At 64.6% G+C, this 25043-nt stretch carries 22 protein-coding genes; 14 read left to right on the forward strand and 8 right to left on the reverse strand.

What is annotated here, in order from left to right:
- Nucleotides 1–12: 12 nt before the first annotated feature.
- From gcvT to ACFVTG_RS17835, 6 genes are all read left to right on the forward strand, one after another.
- Nucleotides 13–1146, forward strand: coding sequence for a glycine cleavage system aminomethyltransferase GcvT (gene gcvT / locus ACFVTG_RS17810; protein ID WP_390282215.1), 1134 nt, complete (start codon nucleotides 13–15; stop codon nucleotides 1144–1146).
- Nucleotides 1147–1697: 551 nt separating this feature from the next.
- Complete coding sequence (gene gcvH / locus ACFVTG_RS17815) at nucleotides 1698–2081, forward strand: glycine cleavage system protein GcvH (protein WP_390282217.1); 384 nt, start codon at nucleotides 1698–1700, stop codon at nucleotides 2079–2081.
- Nucleotides 2078–3400, forward strand: a complete 1323-nt coding sequence (gene glyA, locus ACFVTG_RS17820) for a serine hydroxymethyltransferase (protein ID WP_390282218.1) — start codon at nucleotides 2078–2080, stop codon at nucleotides 3398–3400. The genes gcvH and glyA overlap by 4 nt, the downstream gene beginning before the upstream one ends.
- A 355-nt stretch (nucleotides 3401–3755) precedes the next feature.
- Nucleotides 3756–5186 (forward strand): L-serine ammonia-lyase, encoded by a 1431-nt coding sequence (locus tag ACFVTG_RS17825; RefSeq protein ID WP_390282219.1) that lies wholly within the window; start codon nucleotides 3756–3758, stop codon nucleotides 5184–5186.
- 376 nt (nucleotides 5187–5562) lie between these two features.
- Nucleotides 5563–6636, forward strand: coding sequence for a lipid II:glycine glycyltransferase FemX (locus ACFVTG_RS17830; RefSeq protein WP_390282220.1), 1074 nt, complete (start codon nucleotides 5563–5565; stop codon nucleotides 6634–6636).
- A 78-nt stretch (nucleotides 6637–6714) separates the two neighbouring features.
- Nucleotides 6715–8193: a threonine/serine exporter ThrE family protein gene (locus ACFVTG_RS17835; protein WP_390282221.1), complete on the forward strand. Its 1479-nt coding sequence runs from the start codon at nucleotides 6715–6717 to the stop codon at nucleotides 8191–8193.
- Between the two features lie 44 nt (nucleotides 8194–8237).
- On the opposite strand, the gene ACFVTG_RS17840 is transcribed toward ACFVTG_RS17835, so the two are convergent.
- Together ACFVTG_RS17840 and ACFVTG_RS17845 are read right to left on the reverse strand one after the other, a co-directional pair.
- Complete coding sequence (locus ACFVTG_RS17840) at nucleotides 8238–9077, reverse strand: siderophore-interacting protein (protein ID WP_284752379.1); 840 nt, start codon at nucleotides 9075–9077, stop codon at nucleotides 8238–8240.
- Between the two features lie 15 nt (nucleotides 9078–9092).
- Entirely contained in the window at nucleotides 9093–9860 is a 768-nt protein-coding gene (locus tag ACFVTG_RS17845; protein ID WP_284752380.1) for a uracil-DNA glycosylase, read from the reverse strand.
- A 135-nt stretch (nucleotides 9861–9995) separates the two neighbouring features.
- Here ACFVTG_RS17845 and ACFVTG_RS17850 point away from each other — a divergent pair, with 135 nt between their 5' ends.
- The 6 genes from ACFVTG_RS17850 (at nucleotide 9996) to ACFVTG_RS17875 (ending at nucleotide 16010) form a co-directional block, all read left to right on the forward strand.
- Nucleotides 9996–10331 (forward strand): DUF3263 domain-containing protein, encoded by a 336-nt coding sequence (locus ACFVTG_RS17850; RefSeq protein ID WP_059388211.1) that lies wholly within the window; start codon nucleotides 9996–9998, stop codon nucleotides 10329–10331.
- 49 nt (nucleotides 10332–10380) lie between these two features.
- Entirely contained in the window at nucleotides 10381–10998 is a 618-nt protein-coding gene (locus tag ACFVTG_RS17855; protein WP_390282222.1) for a LytR C-terminal domain-containing protein, read from the forward strand.
- 139 nt (nucleotides 10999–11137) lie between these two features.
- The gene (locus ACFVTG_RS17860; RefSeq protein ID WP_059388209.1) at nucleotides 11138–11341 is read left to right on the forward strand and encodes a cold-shock protein; all 204 of its coding nucleotides are present in this window, start codon (nucleotides 11138–11140) and stop codon (nucleotides 11339–11341) included.
- On the forward strand, nucleotides 11341–12693 hold the full coding sequence (locus ACFVTG_RS17865) for an ABC transporter substrate-binding protein (RefSeq protein WP_390282223.1): 1353 nt from the start codon (nucleotides 11341–11343) through the stop codon (nucleotides 12691–12693). The genes ACFVTG_RS17860 and ACFVTG_RS17865 overlap by 1 nt, the downstream gene beginning before the upstream one ends.
- Before the next feature lie 297 nt (nucleotides 12694–12990).
- A complete protein-coding gene (groL, locus tag ACFVTG_RS17870; protein WP_236815662.1) occupies nucleotides 12991–14619 on the forward strand; it encodes a chaperonin GroEL in 1629 nt (542 codons plus the stop codon).
- A gap of 308 nt (nucleotides 14620–14927) precedes the next feature.
- Nucleotides 14928–16010 (forward strand): RNase H family protein, encoded by a 1083-nt coding sequence (locus ACFVTG_RS17875; protein ID WP_390282224.1) that lies wholly within the window; start codon nucleotides 14928–14930, stop codon nucleotides 16008–16010.
- 181 nt (nucleotides 16011–16191) lie between these two features.
- Here ACFVTG_RS17875 and ACFVTG_RS17880 read toward each other — a convergent pair whose 3' ends face one another.
- From ACFVTG_RS17880 to ACFVTG_RS17895, 4 genes are all read right to left on the reverse strand, one after another.
- On the reverse strand, nucleotides 16192–16482 hold the full coding sequence (locus ACFVTG_RS17880; RefSeq protein ID WP_059388207.1) for a WXG100 family type VII secretion target: 291 nt from the start codon (nucleotides 16480–16482) through the stop codon (nucleotides 16192–16194).
- Between the two features lie 150 nt (nucleotides 16483–16632).
- On the reverse strand, nucleotides 16633–18114 hold the full coding sequence (locus ACFVTG_RS17885) for a HAMP domain-containing sensor histidine kinase (protein WP_284752386.1): 1482 nt from the start codon (nucleotides 18112–18114) through the stop codon (nucleotides 16633–16635).
- 2 nt (nucleotides 18115–18116) lie between these two features.
- Nucleotides 18117–18827, reverse strand: coding sequence for a response regulator transcription factor (locus ACFVTG_RS17890; protein WP_059388206.1), 711 nt, complete (start codon nucleotides 18825–18827; stop codon nucleotides 18117–18119).
- A gap of 83 nt (nucleotides 18828–18910) precedes the next feature.
- Entirely contained in the window at nucleotides 18911–19546 is a 636-nt protein-coding gene (locus ACFVTG_RS17895; RefSeq protein WP_390282225.1) for a LysE/ArgO family amino acid transporter, read from the reverse strand.
- 69 nt (nucleotides 19547–19615) lie between these two features.
- Between ACFVTG_RS17895 and ACFVTG_RS17900 the strand changes: the two genes are divergently transcribed.
- Nucleotides 19616–20524 carry a LysR family transcriptional regulator ArgP gene (locus tag ACFVTG_RS17900; RefSeq protein ID WP_390282226.1) on the forward strand — a complete coding sequence of 303 codons (909 nt, stop codon included), beginning with the start codon at nucleotides 19616–19618 and terminating at the stop codon, nucleotides 20522–20524.
- 124 nt (nucleotides 20525–20648) lie between these two features.
- On the forward strand, nucleotides 20649–20876 hold the full coding sequence (locus ACFVTG_RS17905; RefSeq protein ID WP_284752389.1) for a hypothetical protein: 228 nt from the start codon (nucleotides 20649–20651) through the stop codon (nucleotides 20874–20876).
- Nucleotides 20877–20893: 17 nt separating this feature from the next.
- Here the strand turns inward: ACFVTG_RS17905 and ACFVTG_RS17910 are convergent, their stop codons facing one another.
- Both ACFVTG_RS17910 and ACFVTG_RS17915 read right to left on the reverse strand, forming a co-directional pair.
- Nucleotides 20894–22537: a DNA repair helicase XPB gene (locus ACFVTG_RS17910; RefSeq protein WP_390282227.1), complete on the reverse strand. Its 1644-nt coding sequence runs from the start codon at nucleotides 22535–22537 to the stop codon at nucleotides 20894–20896.
- A 10-nt stretch (nucleotides 22538–22547) separates the two neighbouring features.
- On the reverse strand, nucleotides 22548–25010 hold the full coding sequence (locus ACFVTG_RS17915) for a helicase-associated domain-containing protein (protein ID WP_284752391.1): 2463 nt from the start codon (nucleotides 25008–25010) through the stop codon (nucleotides 22548–22550).
- Nucleotides 25011–25043: the final 33 nt, after the last annotated feature.

Here is a 25043-nt window from a genome sequence, read left to right on the forward strand (position 1 = left end):
AGGACTCCCACGATGACTGAGAACTACACTGCGCTCTACGAAGAGCACAAGAAGCTCGGCGCTTCCTTCACCGATTTCGGTGGCTGGCAGATGCCCCTGAAGTACTCCTCCGAACTGGCCGAACACCACGCCGTCCGCCAGTCCGCGGGCCTGTTCGACCTTTCCCACATGGGCGAAGTCTGGGTCACCGGCCCGGAAGCCGCGGCCTTCCTGGACTACGCGCTGGTGGGCAAGATCTCCGCCATGTCTGTCGGCAAGGCCAAGTACTCGCTGATCTGCCAGGAAGACGGCGGCATCATCGACGACCTCATCACCTACCGCCGCGGCGATTCCAAGTTCCTTGTGGTCCCCAACGCCGGCAACGCCAAGGTTGTTGCCCAGGCGCTGGCACAAAGGGCCGCCAACTTCGACGTCGTCGTCGATGACGCCTCCGCGGCAACCTCGCTGATCGCCGTCCAGGGCCCCAAAGCGGAAGACATCCTCCTCCGCTTGGTCCCGGCCGAACAGCACTCCCTCGTCACCGAGCTCAAGTACTACGCCGCGGTCGAGGTACCCTTCACCTTTGCCGGCAACACTACGGAACTGCTGCTCGCCCGCACCGGCTACACGGGCGAGGACGGCTTCGAAATCTTCGTGGACAACGATGCAGCTGCCGCCCTGTGGCAAGCAATCGCATCGGTTGCCCAGGACGGCGAGCTGATCCCCGCCGGCCTGGCCTCGCGTGACTCCCTGCGCCTCGAAGCCGGCATGCCGCTCTACGGCAACGAGCTCTCCCGCGAAGGCAACCCCTTCTCGGCAGGGCTGGGCCCCGTTGTGTCGCTCGCCAAGGAAAGCGACTTCGTGGGCCGTGCTGCCCTCGAAGCCCTGAAGGCCGATGGCGCCGGTTCCACCAGCGGCCGCAAGCTGGTCGGCCTCAAGGGCCTGGGCCGCCGCGCCGGCCGCAGTCACTACCCGGTCCTCAAGGACGGCGTAGTGGTCGGCGAAGTCACCTCCGGCCAGCCCAGCCCCACCCTCGGCTACCCCGTGGCACTGGCATACGTCGACGTCGAACACGCCGAACCGGGCACGGCACTTGATGTAGACCTGCGCGGCAAGGCCGAGCCGTTCGAAGTTGTTGCCTTGCCGTTCTATAAGCGGGCTAAGTAGGCACTGGTACGGTTCCGATTGGTGCGTGACCGTGGTTGCGTTTGGCCCGTCGGGTCCGACATCCTCTGCATGCTCGGTCGCGAAGACGCCCGCTAAGCGGACGTGTCGCTCTCGCAGGGGCCCACGCCGTCAGGGTTCCCTGACCGAGCTTGCGAGGTTAGGGGGACGGTGGGGACGCATGCTGCCGGATGCCGGCACCCGATGGGGCCCTGCATCTCACCTCTGGTTCAGCTCACCTCGGGTTCAGTTCCAGTCCGGCACCTTTGGCCCGCTTTTGAAAGCCAAAGGTGCCGGATAATGGGCCGCCTGCCGCAGATTGGCCTACAGAAACTGGATTGGCGCACGGGAACCACGGGTCACCTACTAAACCCGAAAGGGCCAGCGTTCTTTTCCCGAACTGTTGGCCCCGAAAACTGAACAAGCCTCTAGCGGTGGGGGAGCGGCATCCGGCAGCGTGCGTCAAAGCGACGAAGGAGCAGCACGCAGAGGATGGCGTCCCCCGCCGCGTAACCTGACCACAACTGTTTTTAGACCAACGCAAAGGAAAAAACATGGCAAAAGTTGCACCTGAACTGCAGTACTCCGACGAGCACGAGTGGGTTGCCCGCGAAGCCGGCAATCTTGTGTCTGTCGGCATCTCCGCCGTGGCCACCGATGCCCTCGGCGACATCGTGTATGTTGATCTGCCCGAGATCGGTTCCGCTCTGACGGCGGGGGAGACCTGCGGTGAGGTTGAGTCCACCAAGTCCGTCTCGGACCTGTATTCCCCGGTGACGGGCGAGGTTACGGAAGTGAACTCCGCCGTCGTCGACGATCCTGCGCTGATCAACAACGATCCGTACGGTGCGGGCTGGCTCTTCAAGGTGGCCGTGATCGAACATGGCCCGCTGCTTTCCGCGGAGGAATATGCTTCCAAGAACGGTGGCGAGCTGTGAGCGCCGCGAACGGAACGGCTGTGTTCGAGCAGGTCGTTTCGCCGTCCCTGGACGCGGTGTTGTCCGAGCTGGATCCGGAGATCGCGGCGAAGATCGACGACGAGCTGAACCGCCAGCGTTCGGGCCTGGAAATGATCGCGTCCGAGAACCACACCGCCGTGGCCGTGATGCAGGCCCAGGGCTCGGTGCTGACCAACAAGTATGCCGAGGGCTACCCGGGCAAGCGCTACTACGGCGGCTGCGAGCATGTGGACGTCATCGAGCAGCTCGCGATCGACCGCGTGAAGGCCCTGTTCGGTGCCGGGTACGCGAACGTGCAGCCGCACTCCGGTGCCCAGGCGAACGCTTCGGTGATGCACGCCCTCATCAAGCCGGGCGACACGATCATGGGCCTGAACCTGGCCCACGGCGGGCACCTGACCCACGGCATGCGGATCAACTTCTCCGGCCGCCTGTACAACGTCATCCCGTACCAGGTCCGCGAAGAGGACCACCGGATCGACATGGCCGAGGTGGAGCGCCTGGCCCTGGAGCACAAGCCGGCGCTGATCGTGGCCGGCTGGTCCGCCTATGCGCGCCAGCTGGACTTCGCCGGGTTCCGCCGCATCGCCGACCTCGTGGGCGCGTACCTCATGGTGGACATGGCGCACTTCGCCGGCCTGGTGGCCGCCGGCCTGCACCCGTCCCCGGTCCCGCACGCGCACGTCACGACGTCCACGACGCACAAGACCCTCGCCGGTCCGCGCGGCGGCATCATCCTCTCCAACGACGCTGACATCGCCAAGAAGATCAACTCCGCGGTCTTCCCGGGCCAGCAGGGCGGCCCGCTGGAGCACGTGATCGCCGGCAAGGCCGTGGCCTTCAAGATCGCCGGTTCGGAAGAGTTCAAGGAACGCCAGGAGCGCGTCCTGGCCGGTGCCCGGATCCTGGCCGAGCGCCTCGTCCAGCCCGACGTCACGGCCAGGGGGATCTCCGTGATTTCCGGCGGCACCGACGTGCACCTGGTGCTCGTGGACCTGCGCGACTGCGAGCTCGACGGCCAGCAGGCCGAGGACCGCCTCGCCGCGATCGACATCACCGTCAACCGCAACGCGGTCCCGTTCGACCCGCGCCCGCCGATGGTGACCTCCGGCCTGCGGATCGGCACCCCGGCACTGGCAACCCGCGGTTTCGGTGAAGCGGCGTTCCGTGAAGTTGCGGACATCATCGCCGAGGCACTGATCGCCGACGCCGACGCCGACCTCTCCGGCCTGCGGCACCGCGTCGACGCCCTGGCCGCCGCGCACCCGCTCTACCCGGGCGTCGCGAACCTCGCGTAGTCCGGGATCGGATCGGCAACGCCCGTCGGGTCCGACCTCCTCGGCATGCTCGGTCGCGTAGACGCCCGCTGAGCGGACGTTTTCGCGACCGAATGGGCCCACGCCGTCCGGGTTCCCTGACCGAGCTTGCGAGGTTAGGGGGACGGCGGGGACGCATGCTGCCGGAGGCCGGGCCCGAAGGGGCGCTCTGGTCGCCTCCTTTGAAACGCGAGAACATTGACCGTTCGCTCTGGTGACGGCTACATGGCGGGTGAGTGGGTTCCGGAAGCGTGCGTCAAAGCGACGAAGGAGCAGCACGCGGAGGAACTCGCTCACTCGCCCCAAACCCGACCACAACTAACTAAGGAATCCGACAATGGCTGTTGGCGTCTTCGATCTTTTATCTATTGGGATTGGTCCTTCGAGTTCGCATACCGTGGGGCCGATGCGGGCTGCTGCGGTCTTTGCGGGTGAGCTGAGGGAGTCCGGTGCCCTCGAACGGGTGGCTTCCCTGCGCGTTGATCTGTACGGTTCCTTGGCTGCTACGGGCCGGGGGCATGGCACCATGACTGCGGTGCTGCTGGGCCTTGAGGGTTACCACCCCGAGGAGATCCTTCCCGAGGAAGTGGAGGAACGGCTCGCCTCGATCGCCGAAACCGGGACGCTGAACCTTTGCGGCGCCGTCGATCCCGATTCCGGGGTGCGGCTGCCGTACGGCGAGTCGGACATGATCCTGCATCCGCTCACGGTCCTTCCCCGGCATACGAACGGGATGAAGTTCTCCGTGTCTGACGCCGACGGCGAGGTGCTGCACGAGGCGACGTTCTTCTCAGTCGGCGGTGGCTTCATCGTCCGCGAAGGCGAAGAGGACGCGGCCCAGAAGGAACTGGAGGAGTCCAAGAAGGAACTCCCGTTGCCTTTCCGCACTGCCGCCGAGCTCATGGGCCGCTGCTCGTCCAAGGGGCTCGGCATTTCGGACATTATGTTCATCAACGAGCGTGCCTCCCGGACGGAAGAGGAAATCCGGGAAGGGCTGCTGCACATCTACTCCGTCATGGAGGCTTGTGTCGAGACGTCCCTCAAGCGCGAAGGCGTGCTGCCTGGCGGACTGAAGGTCCGCCGTCGGGCTCCCGACTGGCACGAGCGGCTCCTGAAGGAAACCAAAGACCAGGACCCTGACTACCGGGATCCGAAGTACTGGCAGGAATGGGTGAACCTCATCGCCCTGGCTGTGAACGAGGAAAATGCCTCGGGCGGCCGCGTGGTCACCGCGCCCACGAACGGCGCCGCCGGGATCATCCCCGCCGTGCTGTACTACGCCCTGCACTTCGCCCCCGGCATGGACAAGGCCACGCAGCAGGACCGCGACGACGTCGTGGTGAAGTTCCTGCTCGCCGCGGGTGCCGTCGGGGTGCTCTACAAGGAGCAGGCCTCGATCTCCGGTGCCGAAGTTGGCTGCCAGGGCGAGGTCGGCTCCGCTTCGTCGATGGCCGCTGCCGGCTTGGCCGAAGTCATGGGCGGCTCCCCGGGACAGGTGGAGAACGCAGCGGAGATCGCGATGGAACACAACCTGGGCCTGACGTGCGACCCGATCGGCGGACTTGTCCAGATCCCGTGCATCGAACGCAACGCGATCGCAGCGGCGAAGGCCATCAACGCCGCGAAGATGGCGCTCTGGGGGGACGGCACCCACCGCGTCTCCCTGGACGAGGTCATCGTGACCATGCGCGAGACCGGCAAGGACATGTCCTCCAAATACAAGGAAACCGCCATGGGCGGGCTCGCCGTCAACGTTGTGGAGTGCTAGCGCCCGCTTCCTGATATTCGACGCGGCGGCTACCGGACGGCCAGGCAGGGCCCAGCAATGCCGCCGATGCCATGGCAGCGAATACCGACCACAAGCTGTTGCTGCGGCCGGTCGAGAGCGGCGGAATGGGGCGGTAGACGATCAACGGATCCTCCTGGTTCGGCTTTCGTTGTAACCACTTTCCGTTGCCCGGATAGCTGCGGACTTTGGGGAACCTTTGCCGCGGCTGTGAGAAATCGAAAGGGGCCCAGCCCAAGGCGATTGAAACCGATCAGGCGGTAGCTCCCTGTAGGGGCCGATAGACTTGAGGCTGAACGCCTGCGCCGCACACCGGTGCCTGCTGCCTCAAGTACGCAACTGATTGGACACGGCCCCCTTGCGAGAATTTACCGCACGCTTTGCCACCGCCGAGGAAATCGAACACTGGGACAAACACGTCACGGCCAACCCCAACGGCGGCAACCTCCTCCAATCCGAGGCCTTCGCAGACGTGAAGCAACACTTCGGCTGGAAGCCCTTGCATCTCGTCTACGAGACCGCGGACTACAGCAGCTACAACCTGGTCCTGGAGAAGTCCTTTCCACTGCTCGGCAAGCTCTGGTACCTCATCAAGGGCCCTGACGTTGCCGGCGTCGAGGACATCCCCGGGATCATCAAGGCCAACCGGGAATTCGTGAAGCGGGACAAGCTCGGGGTTTTCGCCGTGAAAATCGAGCCGGACATCGTCCTCAGCGGCGAAGCCCGGGCCGCGATTGAGGCCACCGGAGTGGTCAAGACCGCCAACCTGCAGCCGAACGACTCCACAGCCCTGTTGGACATCTCTCCCGAGGAGAACCAGCTGCTGCGCAACCTGCATTCCCGCGGCCGCAACGCCGTTCGCCGGGCCATCCGCGAAGGCGTTGAAGTGCACACCATGGAACCCACGGAAGAGAACTTCCGTTCCATGTATGCGCTGATGACCAACACGGTCGAGGCGAAGTCCCAAGTGCGGGTCCGTGAATTCGGGTACTACCGCCAGTTCTGGACGAATTTCATCGACCGTGGCCAGGGCAGGCTCCTGTTTGTCTTCGAAAACGGTGTCCCCTCCGTCGGAGCCTTCGTGATCAACTATGGCCGAAAGGGCACCTACAAGGACGGCGGATCGCTGCAGAAGCGCGCGCAGTACGGCGATTCGCATTTGGTCCAGTGGACGGCCATCAACCAGGTCAAGGAACTGGGTTGCACTGAGTACGATTTCTGCGGCACTCCGCCCGCGGACCGGCTCAAAGACACCTCGCACCCGTTCCACGGACTTGGCTTGTTCAAGACCAGCTTCAGCAAGACCGTCACCGACTTCGTGGGCTGCTACGACCAAGTCATCAGCCCGCTGAAGTACAAGCTGTGGACCGCTGCCGGGGAACGTATCGCACGGCAGATCTACACCCGTCGCACGGGGCAGCAGTTCTACTAGAATCGCAGCGCCACCCCGCCTATCGCATGTGCATGACACCGTATTTGGAGGAACCACGCCCTTTGGAGGAACACCCGCGTGACTGAACGCCCCGACAACAGGCCCAACACGGACGGCTTGCCCAAGACGCAGCCTCTGAAGCCATCCCAGGTGCGCCAGAATGTCAACGCCAAGCGCATGCTCCGCAGGCTCGTGCAGGGCGAGAATCCTCCCACCGCTCCCATGAGCATCGTCGACCGCCTGGCGGGCAGTCCCTATGCCAACCCCATCATCCATGTGGGCGGTGTTGATGCTTCGGCCCGCAAGACCATCGACTTCGCGCTACATATGGCCGAAACGATGTTCCGCTACGGGGCAGGTGCCCTGGAAGTGGAGACCAGCATCATCGCGGTCACGGCTGCGCTCGGCTTGAAGAACATCGAAGTCGACATCACCAACCAGTCAGTCGCGCTCAACTATGCGCCCAAGGACCAGACCCCCATTACACTGCTCCGGGTTGTTCGCTCCTGGACCAATAACTACGCGGGCCTGGCCCAGGTGCACCAGCTCGTCACGGATATCGTGGCTGGCGGTGTGGGCAGGTCAGAAGCGGTGAACCGGCTGGATGACATCATCCGCAGCAGCAAGCCCTTCCCACGGTGGATGGTCACCATGGCGTTCGGCGTCTTCTCCGCTGTTTTCGTCGGGGTCCTGGGTGGGGGACTTGGAGCATCCGCCCTGGCTTTCGTCTCCAATATGCTTGTCAATCTCGTGGCCCGGCAATTGGGCAAGTGGCGCACGCCTGACTTCTTCGTAACGGCGGCCTGCTCCTTCCTGGTCACGTTCATCGCGCTCATGCTGCACTGGGCCGGTGCCGACATCCCGCCGTCCATTGTGGTGGCGGGCGGCATCCTCTTGCTGTTGCCGACGGGGCGGCTCGTGTCTTCGGTGCAAGATGCCATTAACGGATTCCCCGTGACTGCGGCAGGACGTTTCCTGTCCACCATCCTGACCTTCGGCGCGATCGTTGCGGGCATCGCTGTCGCGGTGGTTGTGGGTGAAATCATCGGCAGCGTGGCGATCGACGTCACCCAAACATTCCCCGAGGCGTATCCATTGTGGGGCCAGGCGATCCTGATCGCTGTGGCCGTGATTGCCATCGGCATTACGGAGCAGACCCTGCTCAAACTTCTGCTCCCGACGGCGGCAGTGGGTTTGGTGGGTTACTTCGTTTTGTGGGGGGCTTCCAATCTCGGATTCGGAGACCGGCTCTCGCCCGCGATTTCCGCTGTGGTCATCGGTCTGCTCGCCCGAATGGTGGCGCTGAAACTCGGGGCCCCGCAATTGGTGGTGGCCGTTCCGGCAGCCCTCATCCTGCTCCCCGGGCTGAAGATATTCCGTTCCATGTATGTGTTGACGGTGCAGGAAGCGGACGTCTTGCTGGGCTCAGGTGGAATGCTCAACGCGGGAGCAATCGTGCTGGGCGTGGCCGCGGGAATCGTGCTGGGCGACAACCTCGCCCGACCGCTGACCAAGGGACTGGCCAGCAACGAGCGCCGCCGCGTGCGCCGGCGGTAGGCCGCCGCAGGCCGCAGGCCGCAGCCCGCCAGTGTATGCAGGCCCTAGATCTGCCCGATCGGGAGTTTCTTTTCCGCCTGGAAATCGTCCTCCACGCGCCCCTGGGCCCAGTAACCGGAAAGCGATACCTGGGAACGCTCCAGACCACGCTGCTTGAAGAAGATGTCCCGCAGGCCCTTCATGTAGCCGCGTTCACCATGCGCAAACACGTCGACGCGGCCGGGCAGCCACTCGGCTTCGCCCAGGGCATCGAGCAGGATCGAGCTTGATCCCGCCGGGACTCCGGAGCGAAGGAGCCAGCGCAGCTCCACGCCGTCGGGAGCCGCGATATCAAGGATGTCGGCGTCGCTATCGACTTCGAGGAAAGCAAGGCCCTCGGCGCCGGCCGGCAGGGATTCGATTGCGGCGGCAATCGCCGGGAGGGCGGCGTCGTCGCCCGCGAAAAGGTACCAGTCGGCGTCGGGCGCCGGGTTGTAGGCGCCGCCGGGACCCGTGAAAACAAGCGCGTCGCCGGGCTGGGCTGCCAGGGCCCACGGACCTGCAAGGCCCTCGTCGCCGTGGACCACAAAGTCGATGGCCAGTTCCTGGGCAGCTTGGTCCACCCAGCGGACAGTGTAAGTGCGGGTGTAAGGCCACTGTTCGCGTGGCATGGTCTCGCGGATCGCCCAAAGATCCAGCGGCAGCTCATAGTCGACGCCGGGCTGCGGGAACACGATCTTCACATACCGGTCCACGAAGTCGTTGTTCGCGTAACCGGCAAAACCGGGTCCACCTGCAATGATGCGCACCATGTGGGGCGAAAGCTGTTCCGTGCGCAACACAGTCAGGTTCACTTGGGGGCGGGTATTGCGGGACGCGGACGACGTCGCGGGCAAAGATGTCATGTAGGCAAGCCTAAGCTAGGGCAGCGGTGGAAGCTCCCAGATGACGGGATCTGCGCCTTGCACACGGAGCAGGGCGTTGGCCCGGCTGAACGGCCGCGAGCCGAAGAAACCCCTCGAGGCGGAGAGCGGACTGGGGTGCGCGGAGGAGATCACGGGGGCGCCTTCAAGCAGCGGCTGTACGGCTTCAGCGTCCTTGCCCCACAGGATCGCGACGAGCGGACTCTGCTGCCCGGCAACTGTGCGGCGGCGGGCGACGGCGGTGACCGCCGCCGTCGTGATGGCCTCCCAGCCTTTGCCCCGGTGCGAGCCGGCTGCGCCGGCCGCGACGCTGAGCACCCTGTTCAGGAGGAGCACTCCTTGGCCTGTCCAGGCCGAAAGATCGCCGTGGACCCGCGGTGGCAGCCCGAGATCGGTTTCCATCTCCCGGTAGATGTTTGCGAGGCTGCGGGGGATGGGCCGGGTTTGCCCGGAAACCGCGAAAGAGAGCCCGACGGCGTGTCCCGGCGTCGGATAGGGGTCCTGGCCCAGGATCAGCACCTTGACGTCTGCCAGAGGCTGCCGGAAGGCGCGAAGGATGTTGGACGCCGCAGGCAGCACGTGGGTTCCGCGGGTGGCCTCCGCCGCCACGAACGCCAGTGCCGAGCGCAAGTCGTCCTCGACGCCGGAGAGCGCGTGAGCCCAGTCCGGCGCCATGAGATCCTCCAAGGCCATTCCGGGTAGTGCTTCGAACCCGGCGGAGTGATCCTCGGATTCGAGCTCAAATAACGCTTCTTCGCCTGCCACCCAGCCATTGTCCCTGTCGTGAGGCACTGAGGGAAAGCGCCGGGACTCCCGCGGCGGGGCAAATGACATCGGTGTTATTCGCCGGTTAGCATGGGCGGGGGACATTTTTCAGTCAATGCGTCGAAGGAGTGTGTCGTGGCAGAACCCGCACGGGAACCCATGGCGTCCGAAGCAACTGGATTGGTGCTCGAGGACCTGTCCGCCGGACTCCGCAGCGATTCGCCGCTCGGCGAGCGTGAACAGCAGATGCTCGCCCTGGAGAGGCAATGGTGGAAGTACGCCGGGGCCAAGGAACAGGCCGTCAGGGAACTCTTCGATCTCTCCGCTACCCACTACTACCAGCTGCTCAATGCCCTCATCGACACCGAGGAAGCATTGGCGCACGATCCTATGCTGGTCAAGAGATTGCGTAGACTACGTATGTCACGTCAGAGGGCCCGCACCGCGCGCCGTCTCGGTTCCGACGCATAAAGCACACGCTGATCCCCCAGCAAGCAAGCAGCAAGGACAAGGCTTCACCATGACCAAATTTGCCCGGGATGAATTCGACCGCGTCCCGCAGAGCTCATCGCGCCAAGGTGTCCACAGGCTCGTCGCGTCCGCTTCCCGGCCCACCCTGTGGCCGGTGCTGCTCCTGGGTGGCATCGCGCTGGCTGTCGGCCTCGTTGCGTTCCTCATCCTTCCGAAGCTTGGCTTCACCTCGTCGACGACGCCGCAAGCCGTCGTCACCGCTGACGCCTCCAAGCAGAGCACCGTGGTGTCGCCTTCGGCGAACAGTTCTGCGCAGGCATCCAGCCAGCCGTCCACCCAGCCGAGCCCCAGCGACACTCCATCCAGCACGCCGACGCCCAGCACGGCGCCATTGGACAAGACCGCGGCAGTCGCGGTCTACAACGGCACCACCACCAGTGGCCTGGCTGCCCGTGTGGCCGGCATGGTGCAAGTCGGTGGCTGGCCGTTGTCCACCGTCGCAAACTGGGGCGGCATGCCCCAGCAGACGTCGTCGGTCTTCTACAAAGGCGCTGCCCAGAAGGGCAATGCCGAAGCCCTCGGCAAATTGCTGGGCATTTCCAATCTTGTGGACAGCGCCGAATTCCAGCAGCCCGTGGTTGTCATTCTGGGTCCAGGTTACAAGTAGCAACTCGGTTACGCCTCAATAACATTGCGGCCACCCACACCCGAGGTTGCGCCACTGCAACGTGACTGTGGTTACAGTAGTTGTGAGCTGGCCCGGAGATCCCGGAAGCCGGCCACTGCTAGTTGAAAGTGTGGGGATCATGGCTTTGGGAACCGTCAAATGGTTCAATGCCGAAAAGGGCTACGGATTCATCACCGTGGATGAGTCCGGTGACGACATCTTTGTGCATTGGTCCGCTATCCAGATGGATGGCTTCCGTGCGCTCGAAGAAGGACAACGGGTCGACTTCGAACTGGGCGAGGGCCAGAAGGGCCCGCAGGCAGAAAGCGTGCGGCTTATCTAGTGGGTGTTGCGGCAACAGGGCTGTCCTGGCCTATTGGAAGGCACCGCTCCCGGGTAGTTTCTCTTCTCGCAGCTTTTGCAGCTCTGGCCCTCGGACTGGCCGGATGTTCCGCCCCCATCGGCAACGCCAGGCTTGCCTCGGTTACCCCGAGCGGCGACGGCACCTTGCGCATCGGCGTGATCCTGGACAGTACCGGTAGTTCCGCGTTCCTCAACGAGTCCGAGCTGGCTGCCGCCAAGTTGGCTATCAAGCAGATCAACGACGCCGGCGGATACAAGGGCCGCCCCGTCGAGTTGCTCCCGGCATCGGCGGCCGGCGAAGGCAGCAGCGCAAGCCAGGGGGCCGGCGCGGCGGCCTTCACTGCCGACACAGCGGCCCAAGCCAAGGCGTTGCTGTCCGCCCACGCCGACGTGGTTGTGGGGCCGACCGATTCCAGCCATGCGCCCGCCGCTATCGATGTGCTCTCGCCCGCCCGGATTCCGCTCATCTCGCCGGCCAACACGGCATCTGGACTGAGCAGCTACAAGAGCGGCGGCTTCTATTTCCGCACCTCGGCCGCTGATGCCGCGCAGGGCAGCGTCTTGGCGAAGCTGGCCCACGACGCCGGCGCCAAGAGGATTTCCGTTCTCCACGAAGCCGGAGACTACGGTACGCGGGTCTCGGGAGCGGTCATGGATGCCGCCCGCAGCCTCGGAATAGAGGCCGTGTCCAACGTAGAATTCACGGCCGGCAAAGCAGCTCCGGCCGCGGCGGGGATCAAGTCCGGCACGCCGGACGCCGTCGTCGTGGTTGCCCGTGATGGTGCCCAAGGCGCCTTGGCCGAGCTCATGAACGCTGGTCTGAGCGGCAAGAGCCTGATCTTGAGCGACGGTGCCATCCGCCAATACGGAACCGCACTCGGCGCCGGCGGCCTCCACGGCGCGCGGGGAATTCTTCCGGGGGTCTTCCCGAGTGCGGAATTCCAGGCAGATCTGACGGGGATCGACCCCAAACTCAAGGACACGACGTACGCCGCCGAGACGTACGACGCCGTCACCCTCGCGGCGCTTGCGGCCGCAGCGGCGGGCGACGACGCCGGTGGCTCGATCGCGGCCTGGCTCACCACAGTGTCCGGCGGGGCGCGTCCGACGTGGGGCGATGCGGCAACGAAGGAACGCACGTCTTGTACGTCATACAAGGACTGCGTCGAGGTGCTGAAGGGGGCCAAGCTCCCGGATTACGACGGCGAGTCCGGCACCATCGGTTTCGACGCCAACGGCGACGTTACCTCGTCCAATTACATGGTCTTCACGTACGGTGCCGACAATACTGCTCGGGTGAGTGGCAAGGAGACCGCCTCACGGACCCCGTGATCGGCTTGTGCCGGTAGCGAATTCCCTTGGCGTGGCGAGTAGTTTCCTGCGCTTGCTGCTTGCACTCTCCTCGGGTGAGTGCTAATTATTGATTAGCACTCTCAAGCACTGACTGCTAATTCTTCGCGGCTCCGGCCGTATGAAAATAATGGCGGTGCCTGGGAGAACAAAGAAAACCTTGCTGGGGTGAGGTCCGGAGCACGCGGCGTACAGAGGCCGAATGTGAAGGATCGTCCGTCGCGGGCACCGCAGTGAAGGCACCTTCTTAACGACTGTCCCGAAAGGACTACCGCCGTTATGGCCAAGATCATTGCATTTGATGAAGAGGCACGCCGCGGTCTCGAGCGGGGTCTGAACATCCTCGCCGACGCCGTCAAGGTTACCCTCGGCCCGCGTGGACGCAACGTCGTCCTCGAAAAGAAGTGGGGCGCCCCCACGATCACCAACGATGGTGTTTCCATCGCCAAGGAGATCGAGCTGGACGATCCTTACGAGAAGATCGGCGCCGAGCTGGTCAAGGAAGTTGCCAAGAAGACGGACGACGTCGCTGGCGACGGCACCACCACCGCCACGGTCCTGGCCCAGGCCCTCGTCAAGGAAGGCCTGCGCAACGTAGCTGCCGGCGCCGACCCGCTGTCCCTCAAGCGCGGCATCGAGAAGGCTGTTGAAGCCGTCATCCGCGAGCTGCTCGCCTCCGCCAAGGAGATCGAGACCAAGGAAGAGATCGCAGCCACTGCTTCCATCTCTGCCGGCGACACCGAAATCGGTAACCTCATTGCTGAAGCCCTGGACAAGGTTGGCAAGGAAGGCGTCATCACTGTCGAGGAGTCCAACACCTTCGGACTGGAGCTTGAGCTCACCGAAGGCATGCGCTTCGACAAGGGTTACATCTCCGCTTACTTCGTCACCGACGCAGAGCGCCAGGAAACGGTCCTCGAGGACCCGTACATCCTGATCGTCAACTCCAAGATCTCCAACGTGAAGGAACTCGTTGCGGTCCTGGAGAAGGTCATGCAGTCCAACAAGCCGCTGCTGATCATCGCCGAAGACATCGAGGGCGAGGCCCTGGCCACCCTGATCGTCAACAAGATCCGTGGCACCTTCAAGTCCGTTGCCGTCAAGGCTCCGGGCTTCGGTGACCGCCGCAAGGCACAGCTCGCCGACATCGCCATCCTCACCGGTGGCCAGGTCATCTCCTCCGAGGTCGGCCTCAGCCTCGAGAACGCAACCCTCGAACTGCTCGGCAACGCCCGCAAGGTTGTTGTCACCAAGGACGAGACCACCATCGTCGAAGGTGCCGGCGACGCCGACGCCATCGCCGGCCGCGTGGCGCAGATCCGTGCCGAGATCGAGAACTCCGATTCCGACTACGACCGCGAGAAGCTGCAGGAGCGCCTGGCCAAGCTGGCCGGCGGCGTTGCAGTCATCAAGGCCGGTGCCGCAACCGAGGTAGAGCTCAAGGAGCGCAAGCACCGCATTGAGGACGCAGTCCGCAACGCGAAGGCTGCCGTTGAAGAAGGCATCGTCGCCGGTGGTGGCGTTGCCCTCATCCAGGCCGGTGCCAAGGCATTCGCCAACCTGCAGCTCGAAGGCGACGAAGCAACGGGCGCCAACATCGTCCGCGTTGCCATCGACGCTCCGCTCAAGCAGATCGCTTACAACGCTGGCCTCGAGCCGGGCGTTGTCATCGACAAGGTCCGCGGCCTGCCGTCGGGCCACGGCCTGAACGCTGCAACCGGCGTTTACGAGGACCTGCTGGCTGCCGGCGTCAACGACCCCGTAAAGGTCACCCGCTCGGCTCTCCAGAACGCTGCCTCCATCGCTGGTCTGTTCCTGACCACCGAGGCCGTTGTTGCCGACAAGCCGGAGAAGAACGCTCCGTCTATGGGTGGCGGCGACGACATGGGCGGCATGGGCGGCTTCTAAGCCCCCGGTCTAGCTCACTAGCCACACGCACGACGGCGGTCCCCACCTCAGGTGGGGGCCGTCGCCGTTTAACGACGCTCGCTCACCTATATCGGGTTTTGGCCGGACGCTCGCTCACGTGTGTCGGGTTTTGGCCGGACGCTCGCTCACTTCTGCTGCAGAGGGGTTTTGGGTTAGGGCGCCAGATCTGAAAGAGGGTTTGGATTTTTGGCCATATATGTGAGCGAGCGTCGTTCGGGGAGCGGTGTGACCCGGCGGCTGGGGCATTCGGTCCGGGAGTGTCGGGGTGGTCTGGCAGGATGGAAACCATGACGATTATTGCTGCCGCCGATGGTTCTGCCCTCGGCAATCCCGGGCCTGCCGGTTGGGCCTGGTACGTGAACGACTCTTGCTGGAGGGCCGGCGGGTGGCCGCACGGAACCAACAACCAGGGCGAGCTCATGGCTGTGTTGGACCTCTTCCGGTCCACGGCACATGTTCCCGATGAAGAGCTGAAGATTCTCTGCGACAGCCAGTACGTCATCAATTGCATCACCAAGTGGATGCCGGGTTGGAAGCGCAAAGGCTGGCGCAAGGCGGACGGGAAGCCCGTCTTGAACGTCGATCTCCTCAAGGACATCGACCAGGCTATTGTCGGCCGCAAGTACTCGTTCGAGTGGGTCAAGGGCCACGCCGGCCACGACCTCAACGAGGCTGCCGACGATCGCGCGCGTGCGGTCGCCACAGCGTTCCAGCAGGGAATAGCCGCTCCTGCCGGGCCGGGCTATCCGGGAGCTGAAGCCGCACGGTCCTTGTCCCGCACGCTGTCAGTCGGCACACCATCAGTCGGCACACCATCAGTCCGCACAGCGCCTGTGGACGCGCCATCGCTTTTCGACGACGACGACACGGATGCCCAGGATGAAGACCTCACGCTGTTCGGCGGTCAGGATCTCTCGAGCGGTTCCATGCCGAACGCGCCGGCTGAGTTCCCGGAGCAGGAGAGGTTCATCGAGCCCACTTTGTTCGCTGGTGATGACGAAGAAGCGGTCCTTGGCCAGGCAGGCGGGCGCTCAGACGAGGAAACGGTCATTCTCCTTGAGAGGGAGCTCCTGAGGCCCGATGTCAGGGGAGACCTTGGGCGCACAGGGATCCTGCTCCACCCGGACTTTACCGAGATTGGCAGCTCCGGGCGTGTCTGGTCCCGCGACGAGCTCATGATGGCGCTGGAGGGCAACCCGGGCGAAACCGCGGAGGTAGAGATAATTTCCGCAGAGCGCCTCTCCAGCAACACCATGCTGCTCAGCTACAGAAGTTATGGGCGAACAGGCTCGGCATTGCGGAGTTCGATCTGGTTGCTCGACGACGGCCGCTGGCGGTTGCGTTTCCACCAGTCGACGCCGGAGAAGTAACACCGGAGAAGTAACACCGGAGAAGTAACGGCGCAGAAGCGGGCGCGGACACTGGAACGGACCCGGAAAGAAACCGGGTGCGGACACTGGAACGGACCCGGAAAGAAACCGGGTGCTGGAAAGCAATTGGATCCCGGCGGGAAGGCGGATTGGCCGTCCCGCCGGGATCCCACCTCGGCTCTTAGTAGCTGAACCGTTGGGTGTTGCCCTGCTCGGTCTGGAGATAGCTTGCCGCGGCGGAGGACAGTGCCAGGTTGATGGATGCCAGCGAAGCCTCCACTTTGTTCTGGGTCAACGTCCACTCCGAGACGAGGGCCTGGAAATTGTTGGCTGCCGATCCTTTCCATGTGGCTTGGAGCTCGTCGAGGCCACGTTTCATCGCTTGGACGTCGGCGCTGATGCGATCCACGGTGGCCTTGACGTTGGCGGACTTGAGCTGGAGGAGTTCGGTATCGACGGAGATGACGCTCATAGGGCGTTGCCTTTCGACTAAAGGGGTCCGCAGGTTGCGGCTGGCTTGTGGTCCACACAATGAGCCTAGAAGCCGTCACATGGCCCGGACAGAGCCGAATCTCCCTATGTGGACAACTCGCTAGATCAAGCCGCCCGGCGTAGAAAACTCCTAGTCGGAGATCTCCGCCTCGGCAATACCCGCATCGTCAGGCACCTCGGACAGCTCGTCCTGGAAGGGGAGGCTGACAACCAGGGTGGCGCCGCCGCCGTCGGTCTCTTCGACCCTCACGGTACCGCGGTGGGACCCCACAATTGCCGCGACAATCGCGAGGCCGAGCCCGCTACCGCCTGTCTCCCGCGTGCGCGAAGTGTCCGCCCTGTAGAAGCGCTCGAAAATCCGGGGCAGTTCCTCGGCCGGAATGCCGCTGCCGTGGTCCCGCACCTCGAGAACGGATAGCGGGCCGGCGGGCGTGTTCCGCACCCCGACAGCGAGCTCAATCGGCGTTCCTTCGGGGGTATATCGCAAGGCGTTGCCAACCAGGTTACCGAGCACCTGACGAAGCTTGGCCTCGTCACCCTGGACGGGGGCAGACGCTGCCGCTCCGCCGTCGAGCCCTGTGAGTGAAATCTTCCGCTCGCCCGACGTTGCGAGTGAGTCCACGACGGCGTCGTTCGCCAGGAGGTGCAGATCCACCGGCTTGAGCTGCAACGGCCGTTGTTCGTCCAGGCGGGCAAGCAGCAGCAGGTCTTCCACCATGGATCCCATGCGCTTGGCTTCGCTCTCGATCCTGCCCATGGCGGTGCCTACATCTTCCGGCGTGGCAAGGGCGCCGTGGCGGTAGAGCTCGGAGAAGCCGCGGATGGTGACCAACGGGGTGCGCAGCTCGTGGGAGGCGTCGGCGGCGAATCGCCGCATCCTGGCCTCGGAGGCGGCACGCGCCGCAAAGGATGATTCGATGTGCGCGAGCATGGCGTTGAGGGAGGCGCCCAGGCGGCCGACCTCGGTGACCGGATTCTCGATGTCCACGCGACGCGAGAGATCACCGGCAGCGATAGCGGCCGCCGTCTTTTCAACGCGAGCGAGGGGGCGGAAGGAACGTGCAACGGTCCACGTTGCGATGAAGAACGCGAGCACGAGCGTCAAGAGTCCGACGCCGACCACCACGAGGGTGGCGTGTTCCATGACTCGGTCCACAGGGGTCAGTGGGAGGCCCACGATCACCACCGCGTTCTGCCCGGTCCGGTTGTCCACGACGTTGACCGCCACCACACGCCAATCCCCGCCAGCGGTGCCACTCACTTGGAAGGGTGCGTAATTGCGGTTCTTGGCTTCAACCGGGGTGATGTTGGCAATGCTCGGCCGATCGGTCTTGCTTCCGCCGAACGGATAGGGTGGCTGGCCCTGGACGTAGAGCGTCAGGGAATAGTCCGTGGGCACGGCGGGGCTCGCCTCGGACAAGTTGGCGAAAGATTGCTGTTGCTGGGCGGTCTGGACAGCTGCCCTGAGCTTGTCATCCACTTGCCCTTGGAGGTAGCTCTTGACGAGCGTCAGCGTCCCGGCGCCTGTGGCGGCCAGGGCAAGAAGCAGCAGCCCCATGATGATGGCGACCAGCTGCGACCTGAGGGAGGCCGACTTCCAACGGTTGAACAAGGTCAGCGCTTCTCGGCCGTCCGCAGTACGTAGCCGACGCCGCGCTTGGTCTGGATCAAGGCGGTGGCATCCGGATCAATGTCTACCTTGCGCCGGAGGTAGGAAATGTAGGACTCCACGATCGAGGCGTCGCCGTTGAAGTCGTATTCCCAGACGTGGTCCAGGATCTGCGCCTTCGAAAGCACCCGGTTAGGGTTCAGCATGAGGTAGCGCAGCAGCTTGAACTCGGTGGGCGACAGCTCGATGATGGTGCCGCCGCGGCGGACCTCGTGCGCGTCGTCGTCGAGCTCCAGGTCATCCACGCGGATGACGGCGTCGTCGTCTTCCATCGGCTGCGTGCGGCGCAGCACGGCGCGGATCCGGGCCACCACTTCATCCAGGCTGAAAGGCTTGGTGACGTAGTCGTCGCCGCCCACGGTCAGGCCCGTGACCTTGTCTTCCGTGTCGTCCTTGGCAGTCAGGAACAGGACAGGGAAGTGCTTTCCGGCGGCCCGAAGGCGGCGGGTGACAGTGAAACCGTCCATGTCGGGGAGCATGACGTCCAGGACCGCGAGGTCCGGTGCGTGAAGATCGGCGGCAGCGAGCGCTTCGCGGCCGTTCGACGCCGCTACGACCTCAAAGCCAGCAAAGCGCAGCGAGGTGGAGAGCAGCTCACGGATGTTGGGTTCGTCGTCGACGACGAGCAGCTTGGCTTCGGGGCCGTTCTTTTTCATACCATTCATGATGCTCCCAGTTTCTGGGAGTTGACTGGATGCTTGTTGTGAGAATTATCGGGGTGTCGCGGTAGTTGGCCCGGCTAACTGCCGAGAGCCAGCCCGACGCCGAGTCCCACCATGGTGACGGCAATCCCGCCGTCGAGAATCCGCCAAGACGCTGGGCGAGCAAAGAAGCCGCGCAGCAGTTTCGCGCCGAACCCGAGCGAACAAAACCACAAAATACTGCCCAGCATGGCTCCCGCGCCGAACCACCACTGCAGCCCGGGCCCTTGCGCGTTCGCCACGGACCCCAGGAGCAGCACGGTGTCCAGGTAGACGTGCGGGTTGAGCCATGTCAGTGCCGTGACGGTCGCCAGCGCTGCCCCAAGTCCGCTTCGGCCGGCACCCGAAGGCCCGGGCTCCGCGGACACGAGCGCTTGCGGCTTGAGGATCCGCCGTGCCGCCATGACGCCGTACGTGACCAGGAATGCTGCGCCGACATAGCGGAGGACGACGACGGCGGCAGGCGCCGCAGTGAGCAGGGCGCCTGTGCCGAGTACCCCGGCCGCGATGAGCACGGCGTCCGAGATGGCGCACACGGCAACGATTGAGCCGATATGTTCGCCGCGGATTCCTTGCCGGAGGACGAAGGCATTTTGAGCGCCAATGGCAACAATGAGGGCCAGGCCTGTGCCGAGGCCCAAACCGGCAGCGTGGAAGACATCGGGGGAGTTCATGCTTCGAGGCTAAGTTTCGCCTTCGGCATTAGTCCAGCTAAATATTCTTATGCATCGTAAGATCACCTTATGGCCAGATTCTCTTCTGAACAGTTGCACACCTTCGCCGCGGTGCTCACGGAAGGCACGCTAGACGCCGCCGCCCGATCACTGAACATCACGCCGTCGGCGGTCTCCCAGCGCCTCAAGGCGCTTGAACAAGCATCCGGAAGGGTGTTGCTTCAGCGCAGCAATCCGGTCCAGGCCACGGAGTCGGGACATGTGGTGCTCAGGCTGGCGCGGCAGCTCGCCCAGTTGGAGGCCGACGCCGAACTGGAACTGGGCCTGCCGGGCGAATCGCCGATGGTCTCGGTTCCGATCGTGGTCAACGCGGATTCCCTGTCCGTCTGGTTCCTCAAGGCCCTCACGAGGGTCCCCGCGGAGCTGAACGCTGTTTTTGATCTTCACCGGGACGACGAACAGCATTCCACGTCCATGCTGCGCGCCGGAACGGTCATGGCCGCCGTGACCGCGACACCCGAGCCGGTACAGGGCTGCCGCGTGGAGCCGCTGGGGAGCATGCGATACCGCGCCGTCACCACCCCGGAATTCAGGGCACGGTGGCTTCCCGACGGCGTCGATGTCGCCTCGCTGCGCGCCGCTCCGGCCGTGGACTTCGACCGCAAGGATGAGTACCAGCACCGTTTCCTGGAACTGCTGGGCGGCGCGGCGCGTGGGACGGAGCCGGCAGGGCCGCGCCACTATGTTCCGTCCAGCCAGGAGTTTGCCGAGGCCATTCGCTTGGGGCTTGGGTGGGGACTGCTGCCTGAATCGCAATGCGGCCAGGAGGTAGCCGATGGGTCCCTGGTGGAACTCGCGCCCGAGCGGCCGTTGGACGTTCCCTTGTACTGGCAGCGGTGGCGGACACCGTCGCGGATATTGGACGCCGTGACCGAGGCGGTCCGCAGCACCGCCGAGGAGGTGCTGCGCAGGGCCTAAACAAGCGGCCGAACAGTGCTGCGCCAGGCCTGACAAAGCTGCGCAGGGCCTGACAAACCGGCCAAAAGCCAACACGCCGCGGACACAGTCCTAAATTGTCGGACCCCCGATTCACACTTGAGCCATGGAAAACAAACAAGAATCACGCGTTGAAACTCAGCATGTCGAATTCCATGTCAGCTACCTTGACACGCTCTCCGGACGCATCGAGCACGAGGAGTTCAGCGACCGCCCCGCCGCTGAACGCTTCGCCGACGCGCAGCTCAAGGACGAGGACTCTTGGGCTGTCGTCGACGTCGTCGTGCTGCAAGCAGCGCAGCAACAGGAGCGCGCACAACAGCTGGTTGCCTAACTTGAGTTAACCCAGCCCTACCCGGTGGGGACGTCCTTGGCGTCCATGATCCGGTAGGCGTAGCCCTGTTCGGCGAGGAAGCGTTGCCGTTTGGCGGCGAAGTCCTGGTCGAGGGTGTCCCTGGCCACCAAGGAGTAGAAGCGTGCCGCGCGGCCGTCCTGCTTGGGACGAAGCAGGCGCCCCAAGCGTTGAGCTTCTTCCTGGCGGGAACCGAAAGATCCCGATACCTGGATCGCCACGGATGCCTCGGGCAGGTCGATCGAGAAGTTGGCCACTTTGGACACCACGAGGGTCTTGATGTCGCCGGCGCGGAAGGCGTCGAACAGCTTCTGCCGCACCTTGACTGTTGTATCGCCCTTGATCACGGGTGCGTCCAAGCGCTCGCCGATCTCATCCAACTGGTCGATGTACTGGCCTATCACCAGCAACTGCTCGCCTTGGTGCAGGGCCACGAGCTGCTCCACCAAGTGGGTCTTGGTCTCCGACGTCGCGCAGAGCCGGTACTTGTCCGCATCTTCGGCCATCGCGTAGGCCACGCGCTCGTCCCGGGGCAGGTCCACGCGGACCTCCACGCAGTCCGCCGGCGCAATGTAGCCTTGGGCTTCGATGTCCTTCCACGGTGCGTCGTAGCGTTTGGGACCGATCAGGCTGAAGACCTCACCTTCGCGACCATCCTCACGCACAAGCGTTGCCGTGAGTCCAAGACGCCGCCGGGCCTGCAAGTCCGCCGTCATCCGGAAAATCGGTGCAGGCAAGAGGTGGACCTCGTCGTAAATGATGAGTCCCCAGTCGTGCCCGTCCACGAGCTCCAGGTGCGGGTACAGGCCGCCGCGCTTGGTGGTCAGGACCTGGTAGGTGGCGATCGTGACAGGCCGGACTTCCTTGACCGCGCCCGAATACTCACCGATCTCCTGCTCCGTCAGCGACGTCCGCTTGAGGAGTTCGTCCTTCCATTGCCGGGCCGCGACCGTGTTGGTCACCAGGATCAGCGTGGTTGTCGAGCTGGTGGCCATGGCTGCAGCCCCCACCAGGGTCTTGCCCGCACCGCAGGGCAGCACGACGACGCCGCTGCCGCCCGCCCAGAAGTTCTCCGTGGCGAGCTTCTGGTATGGCCGCAGGTGCCAGCCGTCCTCGTTCAAGGCGATCAGGTGCGGAGTACCGTCCACGTAGCCCGCGAGGTCCTCGGCCGGCCATCCGAGCTTGAGCAACAATTGCTTGAGCTGACCCCGCTGGGAGGAATGCACCACCACGGTTTCGCCATCGATCCTGGGCCCCAGCAACGGCGCGATTTTCTTGGCCCGGCTGACTTCCTCGAGCACGGGGTAGTCGGTGGTCCGCATGACCAATCCGTGCTGCGGGTCCTTTTCCAGACGCAAGCGGCCGTAGCGGGACATCGTCTCTTCGATGTCGATCAGCAATGAGTGCGGCACCGGGAAACGGGAGTAGCGCAGGAGCGTGTCGAGGACTTTTTCGGCGTCCAGTCCCGCGGCGCGCGCATTCCATAGGCCCAGAGGGGTGAGCCGGTAGCTGTGGACGTGTTCGGGGGCACGCTCGAGCTCGGCGAACGCCGCAATAGCATGCCGAGCCTCGGTGGCGAGCTCGTGGTCGACTTCCAGCAGGATGGTTTTGTCGCTCTGTACGATCAGCGGACCGTCGCTCACTATTGCTTCCTCACTTGTGCGGCTCGCCCGCAGGTTCCACATCGATGATGCGGTGGATGGACAAGACTCTCTCGGTGTCCCTGGCGGCGTCGAACACCCGGACGCGCCCTCCGGACACCGATACCGGAACAACGGTCTCGGTGTTGGAATTCCCCAAGCCGTCAACCACGTTCATGGTGACCGCTTGCTTCAGCCGGATGGCCCTCTGCAGGGTTTCGAGTCCCAGTTGCGTTGCCGCCTCGCCGGTCACGTCGCCGTGGACCGCGCGATGGTGCCTCAAGACCGCGAGCTGGGCGTCGACGTCGTCGTCCGGCGGCGCGGTGCGGGGCGCCGTGTACACGGGGCGGACGCCAGCGGCCACCGATGCCGTCCTCTTATAGCGCACGACGGCGGTCTCCGCCTCCTGCACGGCGGGCGAAAGTCCCAGCTCGCGCAGCACCCTGGCGGTCTCCCGGGGGCTCGCTGTGGAGGTCAGTACCGTGGGGGCGATCCGGACAAGCCCGAGGCTTGCGGCCCCCGGCTCCTGAACGAGCTCGGCGATGGCGGCTTCGTCGTCGCTCTGGATGAAACTGGGGCTGCTGGCGACGCGCATCCGGCCATGCCGCGATGCGATGTCCTTGATCAAGTACCGGAGCGGCTGGGGAACATCGGTGGCCGAGTGGGTATGCAGGAACGCGAGGATGGCTTCCGCGTCCTGCCCTGCGTCCAAACCGCGCCGGATCGAATCTCCGGAGAAGCGGAAGATCGTGGCTGGGCCCTGGCCTTCGGCGTCGGCGATCAAGAGCAGTTTTTCGCTCAGCTCAGGTGCCAGGTACCCAGGCGCGACGGCGGTCAGGTCTGCTTGGAGCAGGACATGGTTGACCGCGGCAGGCAGGTGTTCGCCGAGGATCCTCAGGGCCAGCTCGGGCTGTTCAGTGGCAATCGCCGAACCAAGCTGGGTCAGGGCGCCGGAACCCATGAGCCCCAGGAGTTCCGCTTCGTGCAGGATGCCACGGACGAGGGAGCTAAACCGCCGCGACATCCGGGGCTGGGCCCATTCAGCGCGTTCCATGACGGCTTCGGCGTTGAGCACCGGAGCCTTTCCGTCCGGTGCTTCCACCTCGAGGGTCAGCTCTTCGAGGATCTCCAGGATCCGTTTTCGGACCAGCGGGGCGTCAGGGCGTTGGGCCTCGGCGGACAGGGCATTGATGGAACTTGCCGGAGAGCCGGATCGCGGTGCCGTGGTGGCAGGCCCGGGGAGGGTCTGGCCCACGAGGGAGGGGGCGCGCTCGCTCGCGAGCCAGGCGTTGACCAGCCAGAGCCATTGTTCCTGGCGGGGGAGCGTGAGCCATTCCAGCGATGGCGGTTGTACCCAGGTGGAACTGTCCACATCGAGGCGCAGCAATCCGGACAAGGCACTGAGCTCAAGGATCAACGCCGTCTCGGACAACCCCAAGCGGAGGCTGTCGGCCAGGCGTTTGAGCTCACGAACGCCCACCCCTCCGCTGCGCAAGGTGACCACCGGCTGCTCGCGGACCGCGTACAGGAGTTCGCCCACCAGTCGGAGCGCTTCGGCTATGGCACCCATGGCGGCATTCCGGCGCAAGGCCGCACTCGTCTGGCCCAGCTCCGGCACGGGAGGCTTCAACGTGAAGTGGTCCACGATCGCGCCGCCGCGCAGCGACAGGCCGACGCTGTGCGGGAGCTCAACGTGGCCGGCGTCCAGGGGGACAAGCAAGCCGCGGGCCAAGAGCCAGTCCACGGGACCGACGTCGCGACCTTCGTGGAGGACGGAGGCCTTGCGCTGTGCCTGGGGAACGGCACCCATGGCCCAGCTGCCGAACTTGTTCAAAAGGGGACGCGTCCGTACAGGTGCCTCGGACAGGATGTGCTGAAGGTTCTCCGGCGTCGACGTCCATCGCTGCAGAGCCAGCGCCGCGTCCATGGGCGTCGTGGCGGCCAGGACCTTGGCGCCGCTCTGGTGGAGTTCGGCGACGAGATGCACCACGCGCTGGGCGAAGGCCGGTTGAAGCCGTACCAACTCGGTGTAGCTGCGGCCCAAACCGGCCGGGTAGATGCCGATGACGTCCTTGAGGCTGCCCACCGGCAAGTAGAAACGCTGCCTGCCTGGATTGTGCACCGTGGCCGGCGGATCAGCCCGGTGGATGAGGGCCAGCTCCTGGAGCTTGTTCAGGATCGGTTCGAGCGCGGCAAGGGTGGCGCCGTTGATGCATTTCTTCAATCCCGCGGCGGAGACGCTGTGGCCGGTGTCCGTGTTGGTGCATAGGTGGAGTGTCTCCAGTACCTGCATCTCCGGTTTGTTGAGCCGCTCCAGGGCACGCTGCACGCTCACCCGTGCGCTTGCCCGCGCCGCGAGGGCAGCGAAGTCCGGGGCTATCGGGGAGATGAGGTCCGGCCGCGCGGCAAACAAGGCCCGCAGCGAATCGTCGCTGCGCGCTTCCAGTTCCTTGCTGAGCGCGCGAATAAGGGACATCAGTTCAACGTTACCGCCAGCCGGGCCCGCCGT

The sequence above is a fragment of the Arthrobacter sp. NPDC058127 genome (assembly GCF_042884555.1).
Classification (GTDB): Bacteria; Actinomycetota; Actinomycetes; order Actinomycetales; family Micrococcaceae; genus Arthrobacter.